This window comes from Formosa sejongensis, from assembly GCF_033447105.1.
GTDB lineage: Bacteria > Bacteroidota > Bacteroidia > Flavobacteriales > Flavobacteriaceae > Formosa.
Genome location: NZ_JAWQUN010000001.1, coordinates 338,509 through 361,658, shown reverse-complemented (window position 1 = coordinate 361,658; position 23,150 = coordinate 338,509). Strand labels below are relative to the sequence as shown.

Annotated in this window: 24 protein-coding genes and 1 riboswitch; of the genes, 2 read left to right on the top strand and 22 right to left on the bottom strand. The window is 33.8% G+C overall.

What is annotated here, in order from left to right:
* Positions 1-100: 100 nt before the first annotated feature.
* Genes R6X41_RS01500 through rsgA form a run of 4 tightly spaced genes read right to left on the bottom strand, consistent with a single transcriptional unit; the run spans position 101 to position 3,129 of the window.
* Positions 101-1,336: a 3-phosphoshikimate 1-carboxyvinyltransferase gene (locus tag R6X41_RS01500; RefSeq protein ID WP_318496888.1), complete on the bottom strand. Its 1,236-nt coding sequence runs from the start codon at positions 1,334-1,336 to the stop codon at positions 101-103.
* Positions 1,337-1,342: 6 nt separating this feature from the next.
* Positions 1,343-1,669, bottom strand: a complete 327-nt coding sequence (locus R6X41_RS01495) for a nucleotide pyrophosphohydrolase (RefSeq protein WP_318496887.1) — start codon at positions 1,667-1,669, stop codon at positions 1,343-1,345.
* Between the two features lie 45 nt (positions 1,670-1,714).
* The gene (gene dtd, locus R6X41_RS01490) at positions 1,715-2,167 is read right to left on the bottom strand and encodes a D-aminoacyl-tRNA deacylase (protein WP_318496886.1); all 453 of its coding nucleotides are present in this window, start codon (positions 2,165-2,167) and stop codon (positions 1,715-1,717) included.
* Positions 2,167-3,129: a ribosome small subunit-dependent GTPase A gene (gene rsgA, locus R6X41_RS01485; RefSeq protein WP_318497034.1), complete on the bottom strand. Its 963-nt coding sequence runs from the start codon at positions 3,127-3,129 to the stop codon at positions 2,167-2,169. The genes dtd and rsgA overlap by 1 nt, the downstream gene beginning before the upstream one ends.
* Before the next feature lie 87 nt (positions 3,130-3,216).
* Here rsgA and R6X41_RS01480 point away from each other — a divergent pair, with 87 nt between their 5' ends.
* Positions 3,217-3,666 (top strand): hypothetical protein, encoded by a 450-nt coding sequence (locus tag R6X41_RS01480; RefSeq protein WP_318496885.1) that lies wholly within the window; start codon positions 3,217-3,219, stop codon positions 3,664-3,666.
* Between the two features lie 53 nt (positions 3,667-3,719).
* Here the strand turns inward: R6X41_RS01480 and R6X41_RS01475 are convergent, their stop codons facing one another.
* Genes R6X41_RS01475 through R6X41_RS01460 form a run of 4 tightly spaced genes read right to left on the bottom strand, consistent with a single transcriptional unit; the run spans position 3,720 to position 7,653 of the window.
* Positions 3,720-4,802: a bifunctional 3-deoxy-7-phosphoheptulonate synthase/chorismate mutase type II gene (locus tag R6X41_RS01475; protein WP_318496884.1), complete on the bottom strand. Its 1,083-nt coding sequence runs from the start codon at positions 4,800-4,802 to the stop codon at positions 3,720-3,722.
* 14 nt (positions 4,803-4,816) lie between these two features.
* Positions 4,817-5,668 (bottom strand): prephenate dehydrogenase, encoded by an 852-nt coding sequence (locus R6X41_RS01470; RefSeq protein ID WP_318496883.1) that lies wholly within the window; start codon positions 5,666-5,668, stop codon positions 4,817-4,819.
* A gap of 6 nt (positions 5,669-5,674) precedes the next feature.
* Positions 5,675-6,829, bottom strand: a complete 1,155-nt coding sequence (locus R6X41_RS01465; RefSeq protein ID WP_318496882.1) for a pyridoxal phosphate-dependent aminotransferase — start codon at positions 6,827-6,829, stop codon at positions 5,675-5,677.
* Positions 6,826-7,653: a prephenate dehydratase gene (locus R6X41_RS01460; RefSeq protein WP_318496881.1), complete on the bottom strand. Its 828-nt coding sequence runs from the start codon at positions 7,651-7,653 to the stop codon at positions 6,826-6,828. The genes R6X41_RS01465 and R6X41_RS01460 overlap by 4 nt, the downstream gene beginning before the upstream one ends.
* 288 nt (positions 7,654-7,941) lie before the next feature.
* Here R6X41_RS01460 and gldA point away from each other — a divergent pair, with 288 nt between their 5' ends.
* A complete protein-coding gene (gldA, locus tag R6X41_RS01455; protein WP_318496880.1) occupies positions 7,942-8,838 on the top strand; it encodes a gliding motility-associated ABC transporter ATP-binding subunit GldA in 897 nt (298 codons plus the stop codon).
* Here gldA and R6X41_RS01450 read toward each other — a convergent pair whose 3' ends face one another.
* The 14 genes from R6X41_RS01450 to R6X41_RS01385 all read right to left on the bottom strand — a co-directional run bounded on the left by R6X41_RS01450 (position 8,839) and on the right by R6X41_RS01385 (position 23,129).
* Positions 8,839-9,588 carry a head GIN domain-containing protein gene (locus R6X41_RS01450; protein ID WP_318496879.1) on the bottom strand — a complete coding sequence of 250 codons (750 nt, stop codon included), beginning with the start codon at positions 9,586-9,588 and terminating at the stop codon, positions 8,839-8,841.
* Between the two features lie 3 nt (positions 9,589-9,591).
* Positions 9,592-10,683, bottom strand: coding sequence for an acyloxyacyl hydrolase (locus tag R6X41_RS01445; protein WP_318496878.1), 1,092 nt, complete (start codon positions 10,681-10,683; stop codon positions 9,592-9,594).
* A gap of 33 nt (positions 10,684-10,716) precedes the next feature.
* Complete coding sequence (gene metF / locus R6X41_RS01440; RefSeq protein ID WP_318496877.1) at positions 10,717-11,673, bottom strand: methylenetetrahydrofolate reductase [NAD(P)H]; 957 nt, start codon at positions 11,671-11,673, stop codon at positions 10,717-10,719.
* Entirely contained in the window at positions 11,673-11,915 is a 243-nt protein-coding gene (locus R6X41_RS01435; RefSeq protein ID WP_318496876.1) for a hypothetical protein, read from the bottom strand. The genes metF and R6X41_RS01435 overlap by 1 nt, the downstream gene beginning before the upstream one ends.
* A gap of 12 nt (positions 11,916-11,927) precedes the next feature.
* Entirely contained in the window at positions 11,928-14,639 is a 2,712-nt protein-coding gene (gene metH, locus R6X41_RS01430; protein WP_318496875.1) for a methionine synthase, read from the bottom strand.
* Entirely contained in the window at positions 14,636-14,989 is a 354-nt protein-coding gene (locus tag R6X41_RS01425) for a four helix bundle protein (RefSeq protein WP_318496874.1), read from the bottom strand. The genes metH and R6X41_RS01425 overlap by 4 nt, the downstream gene beginning before the upstream one ends.
* Positions 14,990-15,015: 26 nt before the next feature.
* Positions 15,016-16,017 carry a homocysteine S-methyltransferase family protein gene (locus tag R6X41_RS01420; RefSeq protein ID WP_318496873.1) on the bottom strand — a complete coding sequence of 334 codons (1,002 nt, stop codon included), beginning with the start codon at positions 16,015-16,017 and terminating at the stop codon, positions 15,016-15,018.
* Between the two features lie 50 nt (positions 16,018-16,067).
* Positions 16,068-16,184, bottom strand: a riboswitch (SAM riboswitch).
* A 77-nt stretch (positions 16,185-16,261) separates the two neighbouring features.
* Positions 16,262-17,155 (bottom strand): cysteine synthase CysM, encoded by an 894-nt coding sequence (gene cysM / locus R6X41_RS01415; protein WP_318496872.1) that lies wholly within the window; start codon positions 17,153-17,155, stop codon positions 16,262-16,264.
* Complete coding sequence (gene epsC, locus R6X41_RS01410; protein WP_318496871.1) at positions 17,148-17,915, bottom strand: serine O-acetyltransferase EpsC; 768 nt, start codon at positions 17,913-17,915, stop codon at positions 17,148-17,150. Before epsC ends, cysM begins: the two co-directional genes overlap by 8 nt.
* 91 nt (positions 17,916-18,006) lie before the next feature.
* Entirely contained in the window at positions 18,007-19,056 is a 1,050-nt protein-coding gene (locus tag R6X41_RS01405; protein ID WP_318496870.1) for an NAD(P)/FAD-dependent oxidoreductase, read from the bottom strand.
* A gap of 39 nt (positions 19,057-19,095) precedes the next feature.
* Positions 19,096-19,875: a uroporphyrinogen-III C-methyltransferase gene (gene cobA, locus R6X41_RS01400; protein WP_318496869.1), complete on the bottom strand. Its 780-nt coding sequence runs from the start codon at positions 19,873-19,875 to the stop codon at positions 19,096-19,098.
* On the bottom strand, positions 19,862-21,970 hold the full coding sequence (locus R6X41_RS01395) for a HEPN domain-containing protein (protein WP_318496868.1): 2,109 nt from the start codon (positions 21,968-21,970) through the stop codon (positions 19,862-19,864). The genes cobA and R6X41_RS01395 overlap by 14 nt, the downstream gene beginning before the upstream one ends.
* 13 nt (positions 21,971-21,983) lie before the next feature.
* Positions 21,984-22,610 carry a phosphoadenosine phosphosulfate reductase domain-containing protein gene (locus R6X41_RS01390; protein ID WP_318496867.1) on the bottom strand — a complete coding sequence of 209 codons (627 nt, stop codon included), beginning with the start codon at positions 22,608-22,610 and terminating at the stop codon, positions 21,984-21,986.
* Positions 22,611-22,721: 111 nt separating this feature from the next.
* On the bottom strand, positions 22,722-23,129 hold the full coding sequence (locus tag R6X41_RS01385) for an RrF2 family transcriptional regulator (protein ID WP_318496866.1): 408 nt from the start codon (positions 23,127-23,129) through the stop codon (positions 22,722-22,724).
* Positions 23,130-23,150 lie beyond the last annotated feature (21 nt).

Sequence of the window (23,150 nt, the reverse complement as noted above, 5' to 3'; positions counted from 1 at the left end):
AAATATACAATCTGAAGATAGGCCTTGTCAAGTAAATCACTACTTATTATTGATTTAATTTCAAAATACTACTCAAAATCGTCTTTATTTTTGAAAATTTTTAGTTTTTTATAATTTTGAAGCCTATTTTTTCTAAATCACTCCAAAATTCCGGATACGATTTCGAAACCACTTCGGCATTATTTACACGCATTTTAGTACAAAGTGCTAAAGGAGCAAATGCCATTGCCATTCTATGATCGTTATAAGTATCGATTGCGATATCCTGATTTATTGATTCTGAAGATTCTAAAACTAGAGTTTTGTCGGTAACATGCACTTTACCTCCTAATTTTTCTATCTCGGTTTTTAAAGCTTCTAATCGATCTGTTTCTTTAATTTTTAAGGTATGTAATCCGGATAAATCACATGTAATTCCTAATCCAAAACACGTTACAACAATTGTTTGAGCTATGTCTGGTGCATTTACTAAATCGAGTGTAATATTCGTGTCTTTTAAAACTACTTTTACTTTTTTAAGTGTAATTGTATTGCTTTCAAAAGTAGTTTCTACTCCAAACTGATTATAAATTGAAGCTAAAACGGAATCCCCTTGTAAAGAAGAAGCCTTATAAGCTGATAATGTAATTGCAGATCCAATCGGACTTAATGCTACAATACTAAAGAAATACGATGCTGAAGACCAATCGCTTTCTACGGTTAACGTTTGTTCTACTACAGTTTCAGTTTTTGGCTGAATTGTAATTGTCTGACCTTTAAAGTCTGCTTCAATACCCAATTGATGCAACAAATTCAAGGTCATTTTAATATATGGAACTGAAGTAATTTCTCCATCTAGAGTCAGTTTTAAACCGTTTTTCAGCGAAGATCCAATTAACATTAACGCCGAAATATATTGACTACTTACGTTTGCCTTAAGAGTAACTTCGTTTTGAGTAATCGTCTTTCCTGAAATTTTTATTGGTGGATATCCGTCATTTTCAACATAAGAAATATCTGCACCAAGATCTCGCAACGCATCGACTAAAATTTTAATCGGACGTTCTTTCATACGTTTCGACCCCGTTAAAGTTACAGATTTTCCTTCCTGACTAGAAAAATAAGCCGTAAGAAAGCGCATCGTTGTTCCTGCATGATGAATATCGACTATATCATCTTCCGATTTTAAAGCCATTTGCATCACGTCAGAATCATCTGAATTTGACAAATTTTCTAAGGAAATAGCTGGAAATAAAGCCTGTAAAACTAATAAGCGATTCGATTCGCTTTTAGATCCGGTAATAGTAACTTGTAATGGCTCTTGTATAATTTCAGACTGCTCTAAACTGATATTCATTATATACTATTTTAATTTTTTATTATTGTGATGCCTGTCGTGATCGCGCTTGGTTTTTAAATCCAATTTCTTATCGAACGCGTCTTGTAAATTTATTCCTGTTTGGTTAGCTAAACATAAAACTACAAAAACAACATCGGCTAATTCTTCACCAAGATCTTTATTTTTATCACTTTCTTTTTCACTTTGTTCACCATAACGTCTTGCAATAATTCTAGCGACTTCTCCTACTTCTTCGGTAAGTTGTGCCATATTGGTAAGCTCGTTAAAATAACGTACACCATGTTCTTTAATCCAAGAATCTACGGCTAATTGTGCATCTTCAATATTCATTTGTACTGATTTTTAGAATCTTTTTATAACTGAGATAACTATCTATTATTCTTTGTTTTTGCTATCAATAATTATGGTTACTGGACCATCGTTTAACAACTCTACTTTCATATCTGCTCCAAACTGTCCTGTCTGTACTTTTTTACCTAAATCTGCTTCTAACTGACTTACAAAAGATTCATATAACGGAATGGCAACATCTGGTTTTGCAGCCTTAATATAACTAGGTCTATTTCCTTTTTTTGTACTTGCTTGAAGTGTAAACTGACTAACAACAATGGCTTCTCCTTTTACAGCGATAAGAGAGGTATTCATAACTCCTTCTTCATCTTCAAAAATACGGAGATTTGCTATTTTTTTCGATAACCAAGAAATATCTTCTTGAGTATCATCGGCTACTATGCCTAATAAAATTAAAAGCCCGTAAGCTATATTTGCAACGGTTTCTCCTTCTATAGTTACACTGGCTCTTGCTACACGTTGAATAACTGCTTTCATTAAAATCCGTCTTGTTCCTTATCCCAAATATCTGTGCGATAATGTTCGTCTTCACCTTCAACAATTTGCACATAACTTCTATAACGCGAAAATGAAATTTCATCGCGATCTAAAGCAGCTTTTACGGCACATTTAGGCTCTTCAATATGAAGACAATTATTAAATTTACAATCTTGTTTTAAAGCAAAAAATTCAGGAAAATAACCACTAATTTCTTCCTTCTCCATATCTACAACGCCAAATCCTTTAATTCCTGGTGTGTCTATAATTCGAGCATCGAAACTTAAATCGAACATTTCAGCAAATGTCGTAGTATGTTGCCCTTGCATATGCTGGGTAGAAATGGCTTTGGTTTTTAAATCTAAAGTAGGTTCTAAAGCATTTACTAAAGTAGATTTTCCAACTCCCGAATGACCAGCAAACATACTTACTTTACCGAGCATTAAAGCCTTGACTTTATCAATATTTTTTCCTGTTTCTGCAGAAATGCCAATGCATTCGTAACCAATTGCTCTATACACCGAAGCCAAATATCGCACTTCTAGAATCGTCTTTTCGTCGTACACATCAATCTTATTAAAAAGTAAAACGGTTTTAATAGAATAGGCTTCTGCTGTAACTAAAAAACGATCTATAAAACTTGTAAGTGTTGGCGGATTATTAATAGTAATTAATAAAAATACCTGATCTATATTTGAAGCAATAATATGAGTCTGCTTAGATAGATTTACCGATTTACGTACAATATAATTTTTCCGATCGTGAATATGATGAATCACCCCAGTAGTGACATTATCCAAAGTTTCAATTTCAAAATCGACTGAATCGCCAACTGCAATTGGGTTGGTGCTTTTAATACCTTTAAGTCTGAATTTACCTTTTATACGGCAGTCGTAAAAGACACCTGATAGTGATTTCACGGTGTACCAACTTCCTGTAGATTTATATACTGTTCCTGTCATATTTGCCAAAAGTAAAGTAAAAAAATAAATTTTGCTCAAACCAAAATATTTATATTAGCTTTTTTTTAATTTTTTAAACCTTTAATAATGAATCGAATTTTATTTACTATTTTACTATTCTTAATCGGTCTGACTGAAAGCATAGCTCAAGTGGAGTACAAAATCATCACATCTGTCGAATCTATTGTCCCTAATGGATTAGGAAGGTCTCGGTTAATTTCTTCCGAAGAAGAACGAAACTTTGAAAACTTTACGACACAGCAAACTGATGATGAAAGTAACAGAAATAAATCTAATAGAGGTGATTTACGTGTCAAAGATTTTGAAGAGACTAAACTCCTAAATTTTTACAATATTGCAGGTATTCGATTTCAGAACATTGCCGCTAATGATGCTTTAGTGAGCTCAAAAATAAGTTCAATGACAGAAGAAGGTTGGGAACTAGCTTTTGTTTCCAGTGCTGTTGAAAGTGATTCTGGATCACAAGACAGGCAAGGCATATTTATAACACGATATATTTTTAAACGAACAAAATAATTAAGAATACGAAAGACTCACAATTGTGAGTCTTTCGTATTTCAAAATAAAAATTATTTATTGATAATTTTTTCTTGGTGATTGATAGATTCTTGGTGAATCGCTTTGAACATTTTTAAGATGAATTCTTCACTTAAACCATGATCTTGACCTTCTAACACCATTTTTCCTAAAATCTCGTTCCAACGTTTACTTTGTAAAACGGATACGTTTTTCTGACGTTTTAATGTTCCAATACCATTAGCAACATCCATACGTTTACCTAAAAGCTCGATAATTTGATTATCTACAACATCAATTTTAGCTCTTAAATTATTTAAAGCAGAGGTATAATCAGCTTCTGAATCTGTTTCTTTTCTAATTTTAAGATCTTTCATGATCTGAACTAAAGTAGAAGGTGTTACTTGTTGTGCAGCATCACTCCAAGCATTATCAGGATCGAAATGTGTTTCAATCATTAATCCATCAAAATTTAAATCTAAAGCCGTTTGGCATACATCAAAAATCATATCACGATTACCAGTAATATGCGACGGATCGTTAATTATTGGTAAATCAGGGAATTTAGATTGTAATTCAATCGCTAATTGCCATTCTGGAGTATTTCTATATTTTGTTTTTTCGTAAGTTGAAAATCCTCTATGAATAACTCCTAATTTTTTAATATTTGCAGTTGCTAAACGTTCAACCGCTCCTAACCACAATGCTAAATCTGGGTTTACTGGATTTTTAACCAATACAATTTTATCTGTTCCTTCTAAAGCATCTGCAATTTCTTGAACAATAAATGGGCTTACTGTAGAACGTGCTCCAATCCATAATAAATCTACGTCATGTTCTAAAGCTAACTTTACATGTGCTGCATTTGCTACTTCTGTAGCCGTCTTCATTCCTGTTTCTGCTTTAACTTTTTGTAACCATTTTAAGCCCAAAGCACCAACACCTTCAAACATTCCTGGTCTAGTTCTTGGTTTCCAAATTCCAGCTCTAAAATAACTCACATCCGTATCTTTTAACTCGTGTGCAATTTTTAAAACTTGTTCTTCTGTTTCCGCACTACAAGGACCTGCAATTACTAAAGGGTGATCTAATTTTAAATCGTCTAACCAGGTTCTTAATTCTTTCTTGTTTTCCATAATGTTACTACTGTTTAAGCAATTCCTTTTAAAATATCTTTAATTCGATTTGTGTTTTTCATCTCGTTAAAAATAGCCTCAAAGTCATCTTTTTCTAATAAAATTTTAAATTGATTAAGGTTGTTTATATACTCGTCTAACGTCTCTATTACGTTTGTTTTGTTTTGTTTAAAAATGGGTGTCCACATATTTGGAGAACTTTTTGCCAATCGAACCGTTGAAGCAAATCCACTACCCGCCATATCGAAAATATCGCGTTCGTTACGTTCTTTATCTATCACCGTCTTTCCTAACATAAAAGAACTAATATGCGACAAATGTGACACATATGCTATATGTTTATCATGCGATTCCGGATTCATATAGCGAATACGCATACCTAAATCTGAAAACACGCGCAAAGCTCCTTCTTGTAATTTAAAAGCCGTTTTTTCTACTTCGCAAATAATGTTTGTTTTATTTTTAAACAAATCGTGAATTGCTGCTTGTGGTCCAGAAAATTCTGTACCGGCAATTGGGTGACATGCTAAATAATTCCTTCTATTTACATGTTTCTCTACAGCCTGACAAATATCTAATTTAGTCGAACCAACGTCTATAACTAATGTATTATCTGATACTAAATCTAATATTTCTGGAAGCAAAGTAACAGACACATCAACAGGTATAGATAAAATAACTAAGTCTGCATTTTTAACCGAATCTAAAGTTCCTTTTTCGTCAATTAAACCGCTTACTAAAGCCTGATTTATATGTTCATAATTTTTATCGACACCTATTATTTTAGTTTCCGGATGTACCTTTTTAAGGTCTTTAACCATACTCCCACCAATTAATCCAACACCTATTACTACTACATTTTTCATAAGTATTTAATTTTGATATTTAATTCGATTTATCGCTTCTTCTAAATCTTGTTCTGAAGCACATAGCGAAAATCGAATGTAGCCTTTACCTTGAGTACCAAAAATAATTCCTGGTGTGATAAAAATAGAATTATCATACAAGATTTTATCAATAAATAATTCGGCATCTAGACCCTCAGGTAATTTAGACCATACAAATAATCCCGATGTGGTTTTATCGTAAGTACATCCTAAAGCATCTGCTAATTCCCAAACCAGCTCTCGCCGTTTTTGGTATACACTATTCAAACTTTTAAACCACATGTCTGTGCTTTTTAAAGCTTCAATAGCTCCTTTCTGAATCCCGTAAAACATTCCAGAATCCATATTACTTTTCACTTTTAAAATAGCACTTATATGTTCTGCATTTCCTAAAACCATACCAACACGCCAACCTGCCATGTTAAAGGTTTTACTTAACGAATTTAGCTCTACACATACTTCTTTTGCTCCAGGAACACTTAAAATACTTCGTGGGTTCTCGTTTAAAACAAAACTATAAGGATTGTCGTTTACAATTAAAATAGTATTGCGTTTTGCAAAAGCCACTAATTCTTGATATAATTCTTTTGTAGCATTAGCACCAGTAGGCATATGCGGATAATTTACCCACATAATCTTCACTTTACTTAAATCTGTTTGTTCCAGAGCTTCTAAATCTGGCAACCAACCATTCGTTTCGTCTAAATCGTAAGTTACGGGTTTAGCCTCAATTAATTTAGTTACAGAAGCATATGTTGGATATCCTGGATTAGGAATTAAAACCTCGTCTCCTACATTTAAAAAGGCCATAGAAATATGAAGAATTCCTTCTTTACTTCCCATTAAAGGTAAAATTTCTGAAGCTGGATTTACATCAACCTGAAACTGCATTTTATAAAATTCGCACATCGCTTCACGCAATTCTGGCAATCCCTGATAACTCTGATATTGGTGTACATTTGGGTGTTTAAAACTTTCGGCAATAGCATCTACTACACGCTGTGGTGGCATTAAATCTGGGCTTCCTATCCCAAGATTGATAATCGGTTTCCCACTTGCTTTTAAAGCATTCACTTCTCTTAATTTCTTAGAAAAGTAATATTCTTCAACCGTTTGTAACCTGTTTGCAACAGTTATCATAATTTTGCATTTTTATATTCTCCTAAAACTTTAAATTCTTTCACCATTATACTTAGAATGTCTTTTGCCTTCTCGAAATTCTTATATTTTAAGAATGTTACATCTACAAAAAAAGCATATTTCCAAGGCGTTTCAATCTTTGGTAACGACTGTATTTTTGTTAAACTCATTCTACAATCACTTAACACATTTAAAACACTTGCTAAACTACCGCGTTTATGTTCTACTACGAATCGAATAGACGCTTTAGTAATTTCACTTTCATCTATTACAGAATTCTGTGTTTTTACAATTACAAAGCGCGTTTCATTTTCTTTAATGGTTTGAATACTTTCAGCCAAAATTTCTAATCCAAAAATTTCTGCGGCGGTTTTACTCGCAATGGCAGCAACTCCTTTTAACTGATTTGTTTTTATACGCTCGGCAGTCTCTGCAGTATCCCTATCTTCAACTAGTTTAATATGCGGATAATCTTTAAAGAAAATCTTACATTGCAATAATGCCATTGGATGCGAATACACTTCCGTAATATCTTCCATTTTCTGACCAGGATAAGCCATTAAATTATGCTGAATATCCAAATAGCACTCTCCAATAACATGAAGATTAAACCTATCTATTAATGCATAATTTGGTAAAATAGAACCTGCAATAGTATTCTCTAATGCCATAATCCCAATATCACTTTTTTTACTAACAAGATTGTCTACTAACGTATCGAAAGACATACATTCATCGATTATCGTATCGTTATCAAAATACGTTTTGGCAACGATGTGATGGAATGAACCCTTTATACCTTGAATTGAAACTGTTTTTGCCATATATAAAAAAAGTCTCGATTTTCATCGAGACTTTATATTAAAATTTATATTTATAAATTACACATAGAATGTCTCGTTCCTTTTGCTAAAAAAGAAATAGAAAAAATTAAAATATGTGAAACTTGTATTTTGCATGTATTGCTTTTTGTGGCTACTAAAGTAGTTAATAATTTCACATTACAAAACGATTCATTTATTTATTTTGAATTCTCTTTATAGTTTTAAAGATTTTAACGTAATTCGTAAAATAAATTATATAATGTTTACTTTTGAACAAAGTATTGTAAAATGTCAATAAAGGTAGATCAGCTTAGTAAGGTGTATGGCACTCAAAAAGCACTAGATAATGTTTCTTTTTCTGTAGGAAAACCCGAAATAGTTGGATTTCTTGGCCCTAATGGAGCAGGAAAGTCTACAATGATGAAAATTTTAACCACTTTTATCGATGCGTCTTCAGGTGAAGCTGAAGTAAATGGGTTTAATGTTCACGGACAATCTAATCAGGTGCAACAAAGTGTGGGCTATCTCCCAGAACATAATCCGTTGTATTTAGACATGTATGTAAAAGAGTATTTGGCTTTTAATGCAGACATTTATAAAATATCGAAAGAACGTATTGCAGAAGTTATTGAACTTACAGGTTTAACACCAGAATCTCACAAAAAAATCGGACAGCTTTCTAAAGGATATCGCCAACGTGTAGGTTTAGCCAATGCATTATTACACGACCCTGAGGTGTTAATTTTAGATGAACCTACTACTGGTCTTGACCCAAATCAATTGGTTTCTATTCGCGAATTAATTAAAAACATTGGGAAGACAAAAACCGTTTTTCTTTCAACACATATTATGCAAGAAGTTGAAGCCATGTGCGATCGTGTTATTATTATTAATAAAGGAAAAATTGTTTCGGATAAGAAACTGAAAGATTTACATGCTGGAAAAGCACAGGTTGTAATTGTTGAATTTGATTTTAGAGTAGAAGATGCATTCTTGTTACGATTGCCTCACGTTATATCAGTAAAAAACACTTACGGTTTTGTTTATGAAATCACATTTTCGACAACTGAAGACATGCGTCCTAAAGTATTCGATTTTGCACATGATAATGAATTAAAAATCCTTCAGCTTAATCAGAAAAACGATAGCCTAGAAGAGCTTTTCAGAACCTTAACTCAAGATTAATCAATCTTCAAAATACAATTTTCCTTTAAATTTCTCTTCAACATCTACAACAGCAGGTCTGTTTTTAGAAATTAAATTTCCTGTACTTACAAGTTCTCCTATTAATGAATGCTGCGGATGCACAACCATATCGTTACTTCCTCTGTGGTATATTTCGACAGTGTTTGCTATTAAATCTGCACCTTCAAACCGACCAGCTCCAGCATAGAATCCAACCGATAATTTATTTACTGTTCCCGAAAGATAAAATACTGATATGTTATTAGATACTACAACTAAATTTTCAACATCTAATTGCAAATTAAAATCACCAACATTAAAACTCTCTGAAGTATTATAATCTTCCGACAATAATTGTAGTTTTTCAAGAATTAAAAGACCTTCAGACTTTACTTCAAACTGCGTAGAGCTTCTAATCTGATTAAAACCTGGTGTCGTTATTGTTATTTTTGTAGGATCGTAAGCTCTAAACAAATTACACGTATTATAATCTGTAAGTTGTAATTCGCCATCGATAACTTTAACCTCCACATCGTTCATTAAATTTTCGCCTGTTTCAATAAACGCTTTTAATTCGGAACCTTGTATTATGGTTAATTCTATATTTCTGTTGACTAGAATTTTTTCGAAAGCATCAATTTCTATCGTTTTTGAAATGATATCTCCTGTAGTTTGAAAGCAATCGCTACTACTTTCGCTATCGCAAGAACACACAAAAAACACAACGAGTATGGTTAATAATTTTTTCATCTTTTATAATCGTATTCCTACTCCAAATTCAACACATTCTGCTTTTGCGCCATGTGTTTTTAAGGTAATTGCACCAAACATTTTTTTTCCAAAATAGCGTTTCAAACCAATCCTGAAATACGTTCGTCCTTCAAAATCGTATGGATAATACACATAATATCCTACCTGTGTTTCTACAGACATTTTATTAATATACAATTCATAACCAACAAACATGCCTACACGTTTATAATCGGTATCGGGATCTATATTTCGTTCCGGAAATGCAACGGAATTATACGCTATTAAATCTTTTAAAAATGTTGAAAAAAACATATCTGCCCCCAACTGCAAACCACTTTTCCTAGACAGTCGCTTGTCTGCATATGCAGATATAACATAAAAAGGAGATTGCCCCATCCCTATTATATCACTCTCATTCACACCTGTACGGAAGACTATATTAAATTTTATAGGCTGCGTGAAATTTTCACTAACTGACGAATGAATAAATTCGGGATCTTCTTCTTCTAAATCATAAGTTACACCAACATTAAAAGTAACTGTATTCACACTTGTATTGGGAGCCACAACATTGGCATTCGAATAATGAAAAAGCGATAATCCTGCTTGAAGTCCGAAACGATCGAAAATACGTTCTCGCTTATAATTCAACATTAAATAGGTCGCACTTAGAATGGTTGAACCAAAAGCAACGTTTTTATAATTATCGTATTTATCGTAGGGATTTGTATTATAAGCCAACCCCGTACCGATACGCAACATTACGTTTCGTTTTAAAAAATAGAAATTATAATGTCCGTATAATGCATAATTATCTCCTAAAACTTCATTTTTTAAATTCTGATATGAAAAAGACGCACCATAATCAGGATAATTATAGATTCCTTCCCATTCTTTATTCCCAAATGTTTTTCTATTCCAACTAACAACTACACCTTCTGGATGGCCTTCAATAAGGTGTAAAATATAATTATTATGAAGCGCTATATTGCCTCTAAAATAATTTACATCTACATAAGACGATTTTGTTGCCTCTTGAGAAAACACTAAAGGTGAAATCACAAAACACAAAAAAAATAAGAGTTGCTTCATAAAATAAATTGAGAGTCAAAAGTAAAAGAATTCTTAAAATATAGCTGATGCAATTGCTTTTATATTATCACTTTTTCCCATAGAATAGTAATGCAAAAATGGCACACCCGCGGCTTTTAATTCTTTAGATTGCTGAATAGCGAATTCAATCCCCACTTGTCTAACAGCTTTACTGTCTTTGCAAGCCTCTACCGCATCGATTAAATCTTCGGGTAAATCGATTTTAAAAATCTGTGGTAAAATTTGTAAGTGACGTTGTACAGCCAATGGTTTTATACCTGGAATAATAGGTATAGTTATTCCGATAGCTCTGGCTTTATCAACAAAATCGAAATATTTCTGATTGTCGAAAAACATTTGAGTCACAACATAATCAGCGCCAGCATCAACTTTAGCTTTTAAACGTTTTAAGTCTGTATTTAAAGACGGTGCTTCCATGTGTTTTTCCGGATAACCAGCAACACCAATACAGAAATCGTAATTATGTTCTACTTTAATATCGTCGTGAAGATATTTCCCTTGGTTTAAATTTGAAATTTGTTCCACCAATTCACTCGCATACATATTCCCGCCTTCGGTAGCTTTAAAATAAGATTCATCTTTACGTGCATCGCCTCGCAAAGCCACAACATTATCTAGTCCTAAATAATGACAATCGACTAAAACATACTCGGTTTCCTCTTTTGTGAAACCACCACAAAGTAAATGCGGAATAGCATCAATCTTGTATTTATGCATTATTGAAGCACAAATCCCAACAGTACCTGGACGTAAACGGGTGATGCGTTTATCTAGAAGTCCATTGCCTTTATCGACATAAACATACTCTTCGCGAGACGTTGTTACATCTATAAATGGTGGTTTAAACTCCATTAACGGATCTATATTATTATATAAATCTTGAATGTTTTTTCCTTTTTGAGGCGGAATAACTTCGAAAGAGAATAATGTTTTTCCGTTGGCTTGTTTTATGTGATCTGTAACTTTCATTATTTAGTCAATACCTTTTTAATCGTTTTATAGTCGTCTTGATATTCCCAATAAATGAGGCGACCATCTGTATAATCTGTTAATATAAACTTTTCGCTAACCGATTTAATTCTCGAAATCGCTACTATTTTCTTAGAAAACTCTTCAGCTTCTACGCGTTCACTTATTTCTTTATTTTCAGCATCGAAACCATGAATAATAACATGACTTCCCAAATGCAATTCTATAAATTTATTAGTCATAATTATTAAAAATTAATCGGCAAGATTTGGACTTAACCACTTCTCTGCTTCTTCGTTACTAATACCACGACGCTTCGCATAATCGACCAGTTGGTCATTCGTGATTTTTCCTAAACCAAAATACTTAGCTTCTTTGTTTGCAAAGTAATACCCACTTACACTGGCAGCAGGCCACATGGCTAAACTTTCTGTAATTTCCACACCAATTTCTTCTTTAACTTTTAAAAGTTTCCAAATGGTTTTCTTTTCTAAGTGATCTGGACAAGCTGGATATCCGGGTGCTGGACGAACTCCTTTATATGTTTCTTTAATTAATTCTTCGTTTGAAAGTGTTTCATTAGAATCGTAACCCCAATAATTTATTCTGACCTCTTTATGAAGATATTCAGCGAAAGCTTCTGCTAAACGATCGGCGAGCGCTTTTATCATAATTGAATTATAATCGTCGTGATTTTCTTCAAATTGCTTCGCTAATTCTGCTGTTCCAAAACCTGTACTTACACAGAAACATCCCATATAATCTTGAACTTCTGAATCTTTGGGCGCAACAAAATCTGCTAAAGCATAATTAGGCACACCTTCACGTTTATCTAATTGCTGACGCAGTGTTAAGAATGTAACTTTGGCTTTTCCGTTTTCGTCATAGATTTCAATATCATCATCGTTAATCGTGTTTGCTGGAAACAATCCGAAAATTGCTTTTGCGCCTAATAATTTCTCATCAAATACACGCTTTAATAATTCTTTTGCATCTGCAAATAATTCTTTTGCTTGTTCTCCTACTACATTATCGGTTAGGATATCTGGATATTTCCCATGTAAATCCCAACTTCTAAAAAACGGACTCCAATCAATAAATTTTTCTAACTTTTTAAGGTCGAAATCTTGAATAACGTGAACTCCTAATTGCTTTGGTTTTACAATTTCAGACGTTTTCCAATCTATTTTAAACTTACGTTTCCTAGCATCTTCAATCGTTGCAAAATTTTTCTTTTTTCCACGTTTTAAAAACTGTTCACGGAATTTTTCATATTCCTCACGAATCTGCTCTTTATATATTTTACTATCTGCCTGCAACAAATTCCCAACAACAGTAACTGCTCTTGAAGCATCGTTTACATGCACAACAGCATGAGTGTAATTTGGTGCAATCTTAACGGCAGAATGTGCTTTAGACGTCGTTGCTCCACCAATAAGTAAAGGAATTGTAAACTTCTGACGTTCCATTTCTTTAGACAGATATACCATTTCGTCTAAGGACGGCGTAATTAATCCGCTTAATCCTATAGCATCTACATTTTCAGCTTTTGCACGTTCTATAATTTTTTCTGGCGGTACCATAACACCAAGATCTACAATCTCGTAATTGTTACAACCAAGTACAACGCTTACAATATTTTTACCAATATCGTGCACATCTCCTTTTACGGTAGCCATTAATATTTTACCCGCGAATTCTTGTTTTCCGTCTTTTTCTGCTTCAATAAAAGGTTGTAAATAGGCCACGGCTTTTTTCATTACACGTGCCGATTTCACTACTTGAGGTAGGAACATCTTTCCACTTCCAAATAAATCTCCAACCACATTCATCCCAATCATTAAATGACCTTCGATAACATGAATAGGTTTTGCAGATTCTTGTCGTGCTTGCTCTACATCTTCAATAATAAAAGCATCAATCCCTTTTACTAAAGCATGCGTAATTCTATCTTGCAATTTGTGACTACGCCATTCTAAAATTTTGGCTTCATCTACTTTTTTATCTCCTTTAACCGTTTCAGAAAAATCTAATAAGCGTTCTGTTGCATCATCGTTTTTATTGAATAAAACGTCTTCAACCAATTGTAATAAATCCTTCGGAATTTCGTCGTAAACTTCCAACATTGTTGGGTTCACTATACCCATATTCATTCCGTTTTTTACGGCATGATATAAGAATGCTGAGTTAATTGCTTCTCGAACAGTATCGTTTCCTCTAAAAGAAAAAGACACATTACTTACACCTCCAGAAACATTGGCGTAAGGTAAATTTTCTCTGATCCATTTTGTAGCATTGAAAAAATCTAATGCATTTAAGCGATGTTCTTCCATTCCCGTGGCTACAGGGAAAATGTTAGGATCGAAAATAATATCTTGAGGCGGAAATTTTACTTTATCGACTAAAATATCGTAAGAACGTTTACAAATATCTATTCGACGTTGGTAATTATCGGCCTGACCATCTTCGTCGAACGCCATAACAACCATTGCAGCTCCATAACGTTTTACCAATTTTGCATGATGAATAAACGCTTCTTCTCCTTCTTTTAAACTGATAGAATTCACCACCGATTTTCCTTGCACCACCTGAAGACCTGCTTCAATAATCTCCCATTTAGAACTATCGATCATGATAGGCACACGGGCGATATCTGGTTCTGATGCAATTAAATTCAGGAACTTCACCATGGCTTCTACACCATCTAACATCCCTTCATCCATGTTCACATCGATAATTTGCGCACCACCTTCAACTTGATCGCGGGCAACATCTAAAGCTTCGTCGAATTTTTCTTCTTTAATTAATCGCAGGAATTTTCTAGAACCTGTGACATTGGTTCGTTCCCCGACATTTATAAAATTACTTTCTGGTGTAACTATTAAGGGTTCTAATCCAGAAAGGCTTAAATATTTGGGCTTGTTGCTAGTTGTCTGTTGTTCGTTATTGGCTTCGTTATCCATCATAACTTTTTATAATAATTAATAAAACCGTTAAGCAGTTTTTTATTAATAATCAATTTATCAATGTTTTGTTTTAAATCGTATTCCGAAATATATCCTAAATCGTAAGACAAATATAATTGAGTTTCCACTTCGTTTATAGAGCCTTTTGCAATATATAAAAAATGAATAGTTTCTTTATTTGATTGTCGTCCTACACCTTCTGCAATATTTGAAGGTACAGAAACCACACATCTTCTTAGTTGATTTGTCAAACCGTAGAGTTCTTCAGTGGGAAATAATTTCGTCAATTCGTAAATCATTTTCACCAAAACTCTAGCTTGTTTCCTTACATCTAATTCCGTGTAATTCATCCTTCCTATCAACTATCAACCAGAAACTAAATACTAACAGTAGCTTGTCTAGATTTGTATTTTGCAGCTACATCTGCAATTAATTTAATATGTTCAGGAGTTGTTCCGCAACAACCACCAATTATATTAATGATATTTGCTTTTAAATAGCTCTCTATAAGCTCCTGCATTTGCTCTGCTGTCTGGTCGTATTCACCAAAAGCATTTGGTAATCCTGCATTGGGATGCGCAGATGTATAAAAATCTGTTTCGTTAGATAAGCGCTGTAAATACGGTTGTAATTGATCGGCTCCTAAAGCACAATTAAATCCAACACTTAATAATGGAATATGAGAAATGGATAATAAGAAAGCTTCTACTGTTTGTCCTGATAATGTTCGTCCTGAAGCATCAGTAATCGTTCCAGAAACCATGATTGGAATTTTAATTCCGCGTTCTTCCTGAACTTGATCGATGGCGAATAAAGCAGCTTTCGCATTTAATGTGTCGAAAATAGTTTCAACCAAAAGCATATCCACACCGCCGTCAAGCAAAGCTTCAGTTTGCTGATGATAGGCTTTTCTTAATTCTTCGAAAGTTACGGCACGATATTCCGGACGGTCTACATCTGGAGATAAACTCGCCGTACGGTTTGTTGGACCTATACTTCCAGCTACAAATCTTGGTTTATCTGGGTTTTCTTTCGTCATCTCTTCTGCAACTTGCTTTGCAATTCTAGCCGATTCGAAATTAAGTTCGTAAACTAAATCTTCCATGTTATAATCAGCCATTGCAATGGTTGTTCCCGAAAACGTATTGGTTTCAACAATATCTGCTCCTGCTTCGAAGTATTTACGATGAATATCTGCAATAGCTTGCGGTTGGGTTAACGACAATAAATCGTTATTTCCTTTTAAAGAAGACGGGTAATCTTTGAAGCGTTCACCTCTAAAATCGTCTTCAGAAAAATTATAACGTTGCAACATGGTACCCATAGCACCGTCGAGTACTAAAATACGTTCTTGTATGGCTTGATAAATATTTGACATTTTTGATGTTTTATATCAATATGTCATCAGGAAAGAAAGGGTTTTCTCTTGGGTTATCTGCCCCTTTGAAAATGGTTTCATTGAGTAGAATGTAGCACCTTCTTTAGTGTGGTAAAGGGTTGCTAAGGCTTCACCGGGTCTATCCCCTCTGCCTTTCGTGATAACGAATTAATATGGTTATGAACTAAGCTACAAATAAAAGTAATAAATCTTTATTATCCGCATTTTTGCAGCAAATATTATACTAATTCTCGAATAATGTAGACGATAAATAACGATCTCCACGATCGCAAATTATGGCGACTACAACTCCAGAATCTAAATTTTCTATAATTTTTAAAGCACTTGCTACAGAACCACCACTACTCATGCCTGCAAAAACGCCTTCTTCTTTGGCTAATCTTTGAGTCATCGTTTTGGCTTCTTCTTCACTAACCTCAACCACTTGGTCGACTTTAGTTTTATCGAAAATTTCTGGCAAATAGGCTTCTGGCCATTTACGTATGCCTGGTATTTTTGCACCATCAGTAGGCTGAGCACCTACGATCGTAATATTTTTATTTTTTTCTTTCAGAAATGTAGACATACCCATTATCGTTCCCGTTGTTCCCATTGCTGAGACAAAATGAGTGATTTCCCCATTTGTTGCTTCCCAAATTTCTGGTCCAGTGGTTTTATAATGTGCCTTCCAATTGTCCGGATTAGAAAACTGATTCAGCATAAAATAGCCTTTTTCTTCGTGTAACTTTATGGCGTAATCACGAGCACCTTCAATCCCAACGTCTTTAGAGGTTAAGATTAACTCAGCCCCATAAGCTCTCATCGTTTTTATACGTTCTTCAGTAGAATTTTCTGGCATTACAAGTACCATATTAACACCTAATAAAGGTGCTATAAATGCTAATGCAATTCCGGTATTTCCACTAGTCGCTTCAACTAAAGTATCTCCTTTTTTAATATCACCGCGTTTTAACGCTTCACTAATCATATTAAAAGCAGCTCTATCTTTTACACTCCCTCCTGGATTGTTACCTTCTAATTTAAGAAATAACTTAACCTTAAGATTATTATGTAAATGCGTAACTTCAACCAAAGGCGTATTTCCTATTTGATCTAAAATACCTCCTGATTTAATCATTTCTTCGCGGTCTAATATTAAATTCTTTTTGATATGTTACAATTGAACCTTGCGGCACTGAAACCGTAACACAAACATTAGCGCCAATTATACTATCTGCACCTATAACGACATCGCCCCCTAGAATAGTAGCGTTAGCATAAATAATAACATTATCTTCTATAGTTGGGTGACGTTTAGTGTTGAATAAACTCTTCTTAACCTGAACACCTCCTAAAGTTACCCCTTGATAAATCTTCACATTATTTTTAATTATAGATGTTTCTCCAATTACAATTCCGGTCGCATGATCTATAAAAAACGAATCGCCAATTTGAGCTCCAGGATGAATGTCTGTTCCCGTAATTCCGTGCGCATATTCACTCATCATTCTTGGGATAATTGGCACATTTAGTTCAGACAATTCATGACTTAAACGATAAATAGCGATAGCATAAAAACCTGGATAAGCTAAATACACTTCTTCCAAACTTTTTGCAGCAGGATCGTGTTGTTCTATAGCTACAGCATCTAAATCTAAACGACGTCTGATGCTTGGTAAATTAAACTTGAATGTTTCCCAAATTTCAAAAGCACTATCAATTTCTAGTTTTCTACCCATTTCTAAAAACAGGTTTTCTAAATGCTGTAATTCTGTGGCAGGCTCATCGTCGAACATCACATAAAACAAATGTTTTGTAAATGTTGCTATCGAATCTTTTAGTCTAACATTATATGTTTTTGAAACTAATTTATTTTGCAATTTTGTATCTTCAATCATAAAAAAAACGCCTTTATTTAAAATAAGAGTCGGAAAAATTTCAACTAATTTACAGTCTATTTTACAAAACGACTAATTTTAAAATCAGAATTTAAATAATAGCTTGAACAACTGCTTTTGGTGCTTCTTTTCGTGTCCCATCAAAACCATCAATACCACTTACAGTTGTATATTTAAGCACATACTTTTTCCCTGGATTAAGAATTTTATAAGCAGATTGACACATTAAAGTCGCTTCATGAAAACCACAAAGAATTAATTTTAATTTCCCTTCATACGTATTCACATCTCCAATAGCGAAGATTCCAGGTATATTGGTTTGATAATCTACAGTATTTACTTTAATTGCATTCTTTTCGATGTCTAATCCCCAGTTTCCGATAGGCCCTAATTTTGGAGACAATCCGAATAACGGAATAAAGAAATCTGTATCAATTTGAAACTCTTCTTCTCCTTTTTTAACGGTCACACCTTCGATGTGATTTTCTCCAACAACGCCAACAACTTCTGATGGTGTTACTAAGTTGATTTTTCCTAAAAGTTTTAATTCTTGAACTTTTTCTACTGAATCTAAAGCGCCACGGAATTCGTTACGTCTGTGAATAAGTGTTACTTCTGAAGCTATATCTGCTAAAAAGATACTCCAATCTAAAGCTGAATCTCCTCCGCCAGAAATCACGACACGTTTATTTCTATATTTTTCTGGATCTTTAATAAAGTAGTCTACACCGTAATCTTCATATTTTGTAATATTTTCAATCAATGGTTTTCTAGGTTCAAAAGACCCTAAACCACCAGCGATAGCTACAATTGGAGCTTGGTGACGCGTCCCTTTATTGGTCGTTACAATAAACGATCCATCTTCTTGTTTTTCGATAGTTTCAGCACGTTCACCTAAAGTAAATCCAGGTTTGAATTGTTTACCTTGTTCTAATAAGTTACCCGTTAAATCTCCAGCTAAAATTTCTGGAAATCCTGGAATATCGTATATCGGTTTTTTAGGATAAAGTTCTGAACATTGCCCACCAGCTTGTGGTAAAGCATCAATTAAATGACATTTTAATTTTAATAATCCTGCTTCAAACACAGTGAATAATCCTGTCGGTCCTGCCCCTATTATTAGTATATCTGTTTGTATCATTTTGATTAATTTTTTACTGAAATATGATTTTTTATTTTTTTAAAACACCGATTTTAACTCATGTAATTCGGTATTAATGCGATCTAAAGTTGTGCGTTCTTTTACAACTTCGCCAATAACAATTATAGCTGGAGAACTTAACCTCTGCTCGGCTACAATTTCTTGAATTGAATTAATGGTACCAATTCCTATTTTTTCGTTGGCATAAGTTCCATTTTGTATAATTGCTATCGGAAGATTGTGTTTGTTTTCATTTGAAAACAATTGCACAATTTCTGATAATTTACTCATCCCCATTAAGATTACGATTGTTGCAGACGATTTTGCTGCTAATGCAATATCACTAGAGATTTCGTGATTTTTAGTCGTTCCTGTTATTACCCAAAAACTTTCGGAAACTCCGCGTTTGGTTAAAGGAATACCTTGACTTGTTGGTACTGCTAGAGCGGACGACATTCCAGGAATAACATCTACTTTAAGGTGTTTTGATTTTGCATAATCGATTTCTTCTGCGCCTCTTCCAAAAACAAATGGATCTCCGCCTTTTAAACGAACCACATGACCAAAACTTTTTGCACGTTGTACAATAAGTTCATTAATTTGTTCTTGTTGATATGCGCAACACCCTTTACGTTTCCCAACAAAAATCACTTCCTTAGTGGGTGAAGCATATTTAAGTAAGTCAACATTTATAAGTGCGTCGTACAAGATAACATCTGCAGATTCTATGGCTTTAATTGCTTTAAGCGATATTAAATCTGGATCTCCCGGACCGGCACCTATTACCGTTAATTTTGGTATGTTGTTAGTTGTTTGCATGGACTAATTCGCGTGTTCTAAAAACGTCGATGGTGTTGAAAAAAGCTTTGGTTTGGTTAATATATGTGGTTGCAAATTCTTTATTTGGTTCGTTTTTATTAATCTCGTAAACGAAATCTGAAAAACTACCTTTTGTATCTAATGTGATTTTATTTGTCTCTATAAATGTCTCGTCAAACAAACTGATAATATTAGCTTGAGAATTAGTTTTCACATCTTCCGAAAGCAATAACGCTTTAGCGGCATTTACATTCGCTGTATACGCTGAGTAAATGGCATCTGCCCATTTATCTGTCGTTTCGAAAACATCCTGAGCTTTTTCTAATTTCTCTTTAGCTTCTAATAATAAAGTCGCCACTAAATCGATAATTACACCAGCACATTCTCCTACACCTACTTCTTGCTTATACTCTTCACTTGTTCCCCAGTCGATAAAATCGCTTGGTACTAAATTTTCAGTATCTGATAATGTGACTAAGAAATTATAAAAATATTTCTGTCCATCGCGACGGTCATAATATTCTAAAAACGATTCACCAGGATTTCCATGAGCTTCAAAATCGTCTAAAATTAAACGTAAAGCTTGCGGTCCTCTTTTAGATGGTAATTTGATTACTTTATCTGAAAAACGTCCTTCTCCATTTCCTAAAACACCTCCACCTAATAATACTTGTACTGCAGGAGCAACCAGTTTTTCTTTGGTACGAATAGACATCCCTTGAAAACCAATGTGTGCCATATTGTGTTGTCCACAAGCATTCATACAACCACTAATTTTTATAGCTATATCTTGATTATTGATGTATTGAGGATATTCTGAATATAATACACGTTCTAATTCATCGGCCATTCCTGTACTACTTGCAATACCTAAATTACATGTATCTGTTCCAGGACATGCGGTAATATCTGTAGCGGCATTATAACCTGCATCTACAAAATCTAAGGCTTTTAGTTCTTGATAAAAGAATGGTAATAATTCTGCTTTTACGTGACGAATTAATATGTTTTGTCTTAATGAAAAACGCAATTCATCGGCTGCATAATTTTTTATTAAAGCGGCTAATTTTCTTGCTTTATCCGTATAAAAATCACCCAATTTTATTTTTATTCCGATGGCATATAATCCCTCTTGTTTCTGAGGAATCACATTTAAAGCTCTCCAGCTATTATATGCATTCTTGTCTTCAATTGTAACTTGAGGCACAGCGATGTCAGCAATTAGAATAGCGTCTTCGTTAGCTTCAATATGAACTTCTTGATTTGATAACGCTTTTTGTTCAGCTTCAACTAATTCTAAAAATTTCTCTACACCATATTCTTTTATTAAGAACTTCATACGTGCTTTCATACGTTTAGCACGTTCACCATGACGGTCGAAAATTCGCAATACACTCTCTATTAAAGGAATGATTTTATATGTAGGTAAAAATTCGTAAATTAAGTCTGCACTTCTTGGTTGAGATCCTAAACCCCCTCCAAGTACCACTCTAAATCCGCGTTCTCCATCTTTAATTTTCGGAATAAATCCTAAATCGTGAATATAACTTAATGCAGTATCAGCATCTGATGATGAAAAAGACATTTTAAATTTACGTCCCATTTCTTGACAGATTGGGTTACGTAAAAAGAATTGAAATACAGCATGTGCATATGGTGTAACATCGAAAGGTTCGTTTACATCGATCCCCGCAGTTTCACTCGCTGTAACATTTCTTACGGTGTTACCACAAGCTTCACGCAATGTAATATCGTCTTGTTCTAACTGCGACCATAATTCTGGCGTATCATCTATACTTACGTAGTGAATTTGAATATCCTGACGTGTTGTAATATGTAATCTTCCCGTAGAAAAACGATCTGAAACATCAGAAATTCGCAACAATTGGTTCGACGTAACTTTACCGTAAGGCAATTTAATACGAATCATTTGTACACCTGGTTGACGTTGACCGTAAATACCACGAGCTAAACGTAAACTTCTAAAACTCTCATCTGTTAAACTCCCTTCATTGAATAATCGAATTTTTTTCTCTAATTCGATGATATCCTTTTCTACAACTGGGTTTTCTATTTCTGATCTAAAACTTTGCATGATTGATTCTCATTTATTGAAAGTGGATTCCACACTCTCTATTTTGTAAGGCTTTGGTTGGGTCAAAATAAAATTGATTTTTAGGAAGGTCCTGTTCTGCTATATAAGCATCTAAATCATCATCTGACCAATAATAAAAAGGACTAACTTTCAATACACCATCTTTACTCCAGCTTAAAATATCTTTGGATTTTCTATATTCTGTTTGTCTCACACGAATATTAGTAAACCATAGTTCTGGCGTTTGCTCGGCTAGAGCTCTCCTAAAAGGCTCTAGCTTTACAACTTCTGTAAATTCGGCATGTTTTGGGCTGGTTACGTCCGGGATTCCTATTGTCGCATCAATTACCGATTTACTCAACAAAGGCTCATATTTTTCAACTTTTAAATTGAATGTATTTATTAAATTATTAGCGTGCTCGTAAGTTTCTTGTGTATTAAATAATGTATCACACCAAATTACTTTAATGTCACTATCTTGTTTTGATATGGTACTTAACAACACTGCAGAATACACTCCAAAGCTTGTTGTTACTATTTTATTTTCTGTTAAAGCTAAAGCCCAATCAATAATTTCTTGAGGGGTTTTATCTTTTAATTCTTTATTCCAATATGAAATATCTATTGTACTATCCAACATAATTTCTTTTTTTACTTCTCTACTTCTGTTAACCCTATCGGTTTAGTAGATTATTCAACAAATGTATAAGATGTAATTAATATATCCAAACTTAAATTGAAAAAATATGAATTAAATTAAATCTGCTAACGACTTGTTATTGAAGATCTCAAGTGTTTTATCACGAACTTCTTCCATTAAAGTATGAACCCCACAAAGGGTTTCATCTGGACAATCGTCGCATTTTTCGTAGAAATTAAGACTCACGCAAGGCACCATAGCTATAGGCCCTTCTAATGTTCTCATAACTAAAGACATTTTAATATCTTTAGGTTCTTTAAGTAGATAATAGCCGCCATTTTTCCCTTTCTTAGATCCTAAAACTCCTATTTTTCTCAAGGTTAGCAATATACTTTCTAAGAATTTCTGTGAAATATTTTCACTCTTAGAAATAACACTAATCTGTACGGGCGTATTATTTTCTTGACGCGCTAAAAATAGGAGGGCTTTTAAGCCGTATTTGGTTTTTTTTGAAAGCATGGAGCAAATATACTGCTTTTT

Bases quoted from the DNA above. Each gene is read 5' to 3' on its own strand.
- metF (WP_318496877.1), bottom strand. From the start codon at position 11,673: ATGAAAGTTACAGATCACATAAAACAAGCCAACGGAAAAACATTATTC.
- R6X41_RS01475 (WP_318496884.1), bottom strand. From the start codon at position 4,802: ATGGAAAACAAGAAAGAATTAAGAACCTGGTTAGACGATTTAAAATTA.
- R6X41_RS01480 (WP_318496885.1), top strand. From the start codon at position 3,217: ATGAATCGAATTTTATTTACTATTTTACTATTCTTAATCGGTCTGACT.
- R6X41_RS01395 (WP_318496868.1), bottom strand. From the start codon at position 21,970: ATGCAAAGTTTTAGATCAGAAATAGAAAACCCAGTTGTAGAAAAGGAT.
- R6X41_RS01425 (WP_318496874.1), bottom strand. From the start codon at position 14,989: ATGAATTACACGGAATTAGATGTAAGGAAACAAGCTAGAGTTTTGGTG.
- metH (WP_318496875.1), bottom strand. From the start codon at position 14,639: ATGATGGATAACGAAGCCAATAACGAACAACAGACAACTAGCAACAAG.
- R6X41_RS01405 (WP_318496870.1), bottom strand. From the start codon at position 19,056: ATGATACAAACAGATATACTAATAATAGGGGCAGGACCGACAGGATTA.
- R6X41_RS01420 (WP_318496873.1), bottom strand. From the start codon at position 16,017: ATGTCAAATATTTATCAAGCCATACAAGAACGTATTTTAGTACTCGAC.
- cobA (WP_318496869.1), bottom strand. From the start codon at position 19,875: ATGCAAACAACTAACAACATACCAAAATTAACGGTAATAGGTGCCGGT.
- R6X41_RS01465 (WP_318496882.1), bottom strand. From the start codon at position 6,829: ATGATAACTGTTGCAAACAGGTTACAAACGGTTGAAGAATATTACTTT.
- R6X41_RS01500 (WP_318496888.1), bottom strand. From the start codon at position 1,336: ATGAATATCAGTTTAGAGCAGTCTGAAATTATACAAGAGCCATTACAA.
- epsC (WP_318496871.1), bottom strand. From the start codon at position 17,915: ATGATTGAAGATACAAAATTGCAAAATAAATTAGTTTCAAAAACATAT.
- dtd (WP_318496886.1), bottom strand. From the start codon at position 2,167: ATGAAAGCAGTTATTCAACGTGTAGCAAGAGCCAGTGTAACTATAGAA.
- R6X41_RS01495 (WP_318496887.1), bottom strand. From the start codon at position 1,669: ATGAATATTGAAGATGCACAATTAGCCGTAGATTCTTGGATTAAAGAA.
- cysM (WP_318496872.1), bottom strand. From the start codon at position 17,155: ATGATTAAATCAGGAGGTATTTTAGATCAAATAGGAAATACGCCTTTG.
- R6X41_RS01445 (WP_318496878.1), bottom strand. From the start codon at position 10,683: ATGAAGCAACTCTTATTTTTTTTGTGTTTTGTGATTTCACCTTTAGTG.
- R6X41_RS01390 (WP_318496867.1), bottom strand. From the start codon at position 22,610: ATGTTGGATAGTACAATAGATATTTCATATTGGAATAAAGAATTAAAA.
- gldA (WP_318496880.1), top strand. From the start codon at position 7,942: ATGTCAATAAAGGTAGATCAGCTTAGTAAGGTGTATGGCACTCAAAAA.
- R6X41_RS01435 (WP_318496876.1), bottom strand. From the start codon at position 11,915: ATGACTAATAAATTTATAGAATTGCATTTGGGAAGTCATGTTATTATT.
- R6X41_RS01450 (WP_318496879.1), bottom strand. From the start codon at position 9,588: ATGAAAAAATTATTAACCATACTCGTTGTGTTTTTTGTGTGTTCTTGC.
- rsgA (WP_318497034.1), bottom strand. From the start codon at position 3,129: ATGACAGGAACAGTATATAAATCTACAGGAAGTTGGTACACCGTGAAA.
- R6X41_RS01470 (WP_318496883.1), bottom strand. From the start codon at position 5,668: ATGAAAAATGTAGTAGTAATAGGTGTTGGATTAATTGGTGGGAGTATG.
- R6X41_RS01460 (WP_318496881.1), bottom strand. From the start codon at position 7,653: ATGGCAAAAACAGTTTCAATTCAAGGTATAAAGGGTTCATTCCATCAC.
- R6X41_RS01385 (WP_318496866.1), bottom strand. From the start codon at position 23,129: ATGCTTTCAAAAAAAACCAAATACGGCTTAAAAGCCCTCCTATTTTTA.